4 protein-coding genes and 3 pseudogenes are annotated in these 5536 nt (G+C 64.0%); all 7 read right to left on the reverse strand.

Annotated elements, in window-relative coordinates; translation table 11 throughout:
• A pseudogene (locus AHiyo1_RS12925) lies at positions 1-776 on the reverse strand (M18 family aminopeptidase); the annotation flags it as partial.
• Between the two features lie 55 nt (positions 777-831).
• Positions 832-1527: a response regulator gene (locus AHiyo1_RS12930; protein WP_059388839.1), complete on the reverse strand. Its 696-nt coding sequence runs from the start codon at positions 1525-1527 to the stop codon at positions 832-834.
• Positions 1524-2806, reverse strand: a pseudogene (locus AHiyo1_RS12935) (sensor histidine kinase). Before AHiyo1_RS12935 ends, AHiyo1_RS12930 begins: the two are co-directional and overlap by 4 nt.
• A 62-nt stretch (positions 2807-2868) precedes the next feature.
• On the reverse strand, positions 2869-3090 hold the full coding sequence (locus AHiyo1_RS26765; protein WP_253257316.1) for a hypothetical protein: 222 nt from the start codon (positions 3088-3090) through the stop codon (positions 2869-2871).
• Positions 3091-3155: 65 nt separating this feature from the next.
• Positions 3156-3758 (reverse strand): hypothetical protein, encoded by a 603-nt coding sequence (locus tag AHiyo1_RS12940; RefSeq protein WP_253257317.1) that lies wholly within the window; start codon positions 3756-3758, stop codon positions 3156-3158.
• A complete protein-coding gene (locus AHiyo1_RS12945) occupies positions 3755-4753 on the reverse strand; it encodes an ABC transporter ATP-binding protein (protein ID WP_059388840.1) in 999 nt (332 codons plus the stop codon). Before AHiyo1_RS12945 ends, AHiyo1_RS12940 begins: the two co-directional genes overlap by 4 nt.
• A gap of 167 nt (positions 4754-4920) precedes the next feature.
• Positions 4921-5536 (reverse strand): annotated as a pseudogene (locus AHiyo1_RS12950) (diacylglycerol/lipid kinase family protein); the annotation flags it as partial.

Consider the following 5536-nt stretch of genomic DNA (forward strand, 5'->3'; position numbering starts at 1 on the left):
CGCGATGGGGCCGGCAGCCGGCGCGCCCGCGGTTGCGTGCGCAATGAGTGCCGCGAGCCCGGCGTGGGTTGAGGAGAGGTTGTCGAGCCGCCCCGATGCAAACAGTTCGCCCTTGGCACCGAACTGCTCAGGTGCCTGGGTGTCCGCGACGACGATGTCGTAGCCGCCGATCTGCGCCGGATCCACGGAAACCCCGGCCACCGAGTCCGCCAGGATTGCCAGGACATCCGCGGAATCGGGATCGCCGAGGCCGAACACGGGTTCATGTGTTGTTGCTTGTCCAGCGTGAGGCCGTCATTGACGGCCCGGTCCAGGTGGATGGCCAATTGCGGGAAGCGCAGGAGCGGTCCGGTTGCCGTGAGGTGCTGGGTGCCGTCCAGCATCACGAGCCGCCCTGCGAGCCGAAGCTCACGGTCCAGCCAGGAGTTCAACAAGGGTCCGCCGTAGACCTCGACCCCGGCCTGCAGCCAACCGAACTTGCCCGTTGTCGGCTTGGGCTTGAGCTTGAAAGACGGAGAATCCGTGTGGGCGCCAAGGATATTGAATGCCGTGGTCGGAGTGGCGCCTTCCGGCGTCACCCATGCAATGAGGGCGCCGTCCCGGATCACGTAGAAGCTGCCAGCCCCGCCTTCCCAATGCTGAAGTTCATCAAGGGCCGTGAAACCGGCCGCATCGAGCCGGCGCGCGGCCTCGTTGACGGCGTGGAAGCTCGACGGCGATGCGCTCACATACGCGCCAAGATCCTGGATGTGTTCTGCAGCGGAGTTCGAAGGCATGGCTCCGAGTCTAGCCGCGGCCGGGGATGTCGCCGGCGAGGCAGTATCCGGGTCACTAGTAATCCGGGTTGCTCGGGATCACGAGTCCTGTTTCGTAGGCGTAGACCACCACTTGGACCCGGTCCCGCAGGTGCAGCTTGGTGAGGATGCGCCGGACGTGGGTCTTGACCGTGGCTTCGGACAAAAAGAACTTGTGGGCGATTTCGGCGTTGGACAGCCCTCCGGCGATAGCCTCCAGCATCTCGGTTTCGCGGGGCGTCAATTCTTCGAGCAGTGGATCGCGGGCAGGGGCTGCGGCCTGGCCGGGAACGCGGCCCCCGCGGACGTAGGTTTCCAGGAGCCGCTGGGTGACCCTCGGAGCAACCACGGCGTCGCCGCTGGCCACGAGCCGGACGCCTTGGACCAACTCGGCAGGCGCAACATCCTTGAGCAGGAAGGCGGAAGCCCCAGCTTGCAAGCCGGAGAAGGCATACTCGTCGAGGTCGAAAGTGGTCAGGATGATGATCCTGGCGTTGGTTGACGAGGCCGTGATCCGCCGTGTGGCTTCGATTCCATCCATGGCGGGCATCCGGACGTCCATGAGCACGACGTCGGGTTCCAGTTCCTTCACCTTCCGCACGGCTTCGGCACCGTCGGAGGCTTCGCCCACCACTTCGAGGTCGTCCTCGCCTTCGAGGATGAGCCGAAATCCCATGCGTAGCAGGGGCTGGTCGTCGACCAATAGAACCCTGATGGGAGCATTGTCTGTCATGATTTCCCCTTGTCGCCATTCCATTTCAGCTCCGCATGGACCCGCCATCCGCCGTGGATTCCAGGACCGGCATCCACGGTTCCAGCATAAATTCCCGCACGTTCACGCATTCCCGCGATGCCTTGGCCCGTGCCCAAGGCCGCCTCTTCGGTTCCCGGCTCCCGGGAGCCCCTGCCGTCGTCGAGCACTTCAATGGTGACCGAGTCACCCTCCCGCACGATCCGCACATCCACTTGACTCAAGGAGCGCCCGTACCTGAGCACGTTGGTCAGGGATTCCTGCACGATCCGGTAGACCGTGAGTTGCAACGCCGGGTCTTCAGGAAGGGCAGGGCCCGTGTGTGAATAGTGCAACGGCAGCCCCGCCGTCCGGAATCCGTCCAGGAGCTTGCTTAAGTCGTGCCCGGAAACCAAGCTCCAGGGCGCCGGGCGCGCGGAGTCTTCCCGCAGCACGCCGAGGACGCGGCGCATATCAGCCAGCGCAGTCCTGCCGGTGCGCGAGAGTTCGCCAAGCACCTCACCCGCGCGCTCAGGATCCTTCTTGACCACGACGGCGGCACCGTCCGAGAGGCTGATCATGACCGTCAGCGAGTGCGCCACGACGTCGTGCATCTCGCGGGCGATCCGGTTGCGTTCGGTGACGGAACCCAAGCGAGCCGTGCGGGCAGCCCAGGCCCTGATTTCGCTCTCATGCTCACGCCGCTGCCGCACCGAAATGCCGATGCCGGTGGCGATCAGGTTGGACAACAAGATGCTGACCGCGGCCGCGATGTTGCTGATGAGGTGGAAATTCTCCGGAATCGCCTCTCCGTTGGCAGGGCCGCCGGACTGGTCCACATGAAGAGATACACGAGCGTCAGGGGCAGGCTCGCCGCGCCGAACACCGTCAACGCGAAGGTCCGGGCCCTCGCCACGGCCACCGCATACAGCGCAAACCACAATCCCGCCGAGACGTTCGAACCCCAGGGATTCAGCAGCGTCACGGCCACTTCGAGGACCGCAACGGTCGCGGTGACACTCAGCGGATTGCGGCGTCGAAGGAACAGGATGGCGGCGATGGCAACGAGCAGCAGGGCGGCGAACCATTTGCCGTCCACGATGGAGCTGATCAGCGTAGGCAGTGCCAGGAGCGAATAGCAAAGCACCACCACCGCGTCCATGACGCGCGGGTGCTCAAAGAGATAGCGGCGGATCCTGCCACGGCGCCGCAGCGTGATTTCAGCAAAGGACGCGTCGGCCACGTGGGCCGACGCGTCCTGTGCTGGCAACTCTTCACTCATGCTTGAGCTAGTGGCCTTGCGCGGAGAGGTTGTCCATGGATCGCAGATCAAGCGATTGCGAATCAGACGTCCCGCTTCTTGAGCGCAATGAGGGCAGGAACCATGAACAAGATGACGTAGCCAAGGAACACGAGGCCGCCCGCCCACGGATCCAGGGTGCCGTCGACGTGGCCGATCGACAAGAAGCGGCCGCCGGCTTCACTGGGCAGGTACTGGGGGACGTACTTCCAGAAGTCCCCCGGTGCGAAGCTGAGGAACTGGCCTGCGAACGGGAGGACGAACATGATGCCCACCAGGACGGTGATGCCGCCGGCAGGGTTCTTCAGCAGTGTTCCGAGCGAGAGGCCGATCAGCGCGACACCGGAGACATAAAGCCGCCGGTGAAAACGCTGTAAAGGACGCCGTCCGTGTTCCAGCCGAGGTCAAGGCCAAAGTTGGCGAACATGGGTGAGGCCAAGAGGAAGGTCACGACGCCGGCCACGACCGAAAGGATATAGGAGACCACAACCAGGACCACGGCTTTGGCACCGAAGGTGGAGAGCCGCCCCGGCGCCGCATTCATGGTTGACCGGATCATGCCGGTGGCGTACTCAGAGGCGATGAAGAGCACGGCCAGGGATCCCATGACGAGGATGCCGATGTTGAGTCCGGCGTTCGGCAGGTTGTAGAGGCTGAATCCCGATCCCGGCGGGAAGGAGTCAACTGCTTGCTGCACCGTTTCCTTGTGACCCTGCCGGCCGACTTCGACCATCTGGTTGATGAAGTTCCACCGGACGAGGGCTGACAGCAAGCCGATGCCGACAATGGCCACGAAGGTGAGGAGCAACAGGATCTTGGTGCTCATGAGGGTCCGGAACTTGATGGACTCGGAGTTCAGCACCCGGAGGAAAGTGACGCCACCGGTCCCGGCTGACGGGATCGCATGTTTCTTGCTGACGGTGGTGGTGCTCATGATTGGATCCCTTCCATGGTGGCAGCGGATGTGGCGCCGGCGCTGGCAGGGCTTCCGTTCAGCGTCCCGCCTGGCGCTGCCGGTCCGCCGGTGATGTGCGAGTGGTATTCCACCTCGTCCTTGGTCAGCTGGAAGTAGGCTTCCTCCAGTGACGACGTGAGCGGAGTGAGTTCGTAAACCAGCACGCGGTTGTCGAGGGCGAGCTCTGCGATGCGGATCGGCTCCACCCCGTAGATTTCCAGGGTTTCACGTTCGTTCTGCTCCACCCGGACACCGTCGCGGGCCAGCAACTCGGACAAGCGGGTGGTCTCCGAGGTACGGACCAACGTGCGCTTGCGGCTCTGGCTCTCGATCAGCGCATCCACCGTGGTGTCGGCAATGATCTTGCCGCGACCGATCACAATGAGGTGGTCGGCGGTCTGGGCCATCTCGGACATGAGGTGGCTGGAAATGAAGATGGTCTTGCCCTGGCTTGCCAGGTAACGGGCGAGGTTCCTGACCCACTGGACGCCCTCGGGATCCAGCCCGTTGACCGGTTCGTCGAGGATGAGCGTCTGGGGATCACCCAGCAATGCGTTGGCGATGCCAAGCCGCTGGCCCATGCCGAGGGAGAACCCTCCGGCCTTCTTCTTGGCAACTGCGGTGAGGCCGGTCATCTCGATGACTTCCTCAACGCGCGAGTTTGGAATCCCGTGGGTCGCTGCCATTGCGCGCAGGTGGTTGTACGCACTGCGGCTCGTGTGCACCGCCTTGGCATCGAGCAGCGCTCCCACTTGGTGGAGCGGGGCATTGTGCTGGGAGTAATGCCGGCCGTTGACAATGACGTCGCCCGACGTCGGGCGGTCGAGACCCATGATCATGCGCATGGTGGTGGACTTGCCGGCGCCGTTCGGGCCAAGAAAGCCCGTGACTTTCCCGGGCTGTACGGTGAAGCTGATTCCGTCCACGGCTGTCTTTGCGCCGTAGACCTTCCTCAAGCCTGTTGCCTCAATCATGGAAGCGTTCCCTCCGCTTGCTGCAGCTATGTGGTGACTGTACGTACAACGCTATCCACCGGTACGGCCGAATTCGCCGGTCTCAGGGATGATTCAGGGGCAGGTCAGGGTAGTCCCTATGGATGATGCCGGCCGCGCCCAGGGCTTGCAGGGCACTTGGGAGAGCATTAGGCAATCGGTGAATACACCCGAAGCGCACGACGCCGGACCGTGAACTCCGCGGTCCGCACACCCGGCAACGGCTCGCCGTCGACCGCAATCACGAGCGGCTCTCCGATCGCTTCGATGCTGATTTCCCGGGCCTCGCTGAGGTGGGTCACCTTCGATGTACTCACGGTTCCAGTGAGGACCGCCCACAGCAGACGCAACCGCGCAAAGCTCATCGGCCGTGACCATGCGGATATCCAGCACCCCGTCGTCAAGCACGGGCCGCGTCAATGGTGCCAGGTCCCGCGGGTAGTAGCGGCCGCGGCCTATGTAGAGGATCCACAGCTTGTGGTGCACTCCGTTGATCAGGAGAGTGGTGGGGGTTGCCGCCCCGAAGGTGCGCAGACCCGCGACGAGTCCCGCGAGGGGTTTCCCCATGGCAGGCTGAAGCCGCTCGCGGCGGCGCACCAAGTTGGGGTACACGCCAACGCTGGCAGTATTCAGCATGATGAGCTCCGCAACCTCGTCCTTGCCGTCGATCCCACGGCCGGCGCTCACGTGGCCCAGATCTGTCCACGCCGCGGCGCCCGTTTTGGCGGCCTTAAGGGCGCCTTCGAGGGACCGGGCGTCCACGTC

This window comes from Arthrobacter sp. Hiyo1, from assembly GCF_001263615.2.
Classification (GTDB): Bacteria; Actinomycetota; Actinomycetes; order Actinomycetales; family Micrococcaceae; genus Arthrobacter.

Coding starts and splice junctions, on each gene's coding strand:
- AHiyo1_RS12940 (WP_253257317.1), bottom strand. CDS start 3,758: ATGAGCACCACCACCGTCAGCAAGAAACATGCGATCCCGTCAGCCGGG.
- AHiyo1_RS12930 (WP_059388839.1), bottom strand. CDS start 1,527: ATGACAGACAATGCTCCCATCAGGGTTCTATTGGTCGACGACCAGCCC.
- AHiyo1_RS26765 (WP_253257316.1), bottom strand. CDS start 3,090: ATGTTCGTCCTCCCGTTCGCAGGCCAGTTCCTCAGCTTCGCACCGGGG.
- AHiyo1_RS12945 (WP_059388840.1), bottom strand. CDS start 4,753: ATGATTGAGGCAACAGGCTTGAGGAAGGTCTACGGCGCAAAGACAGCC.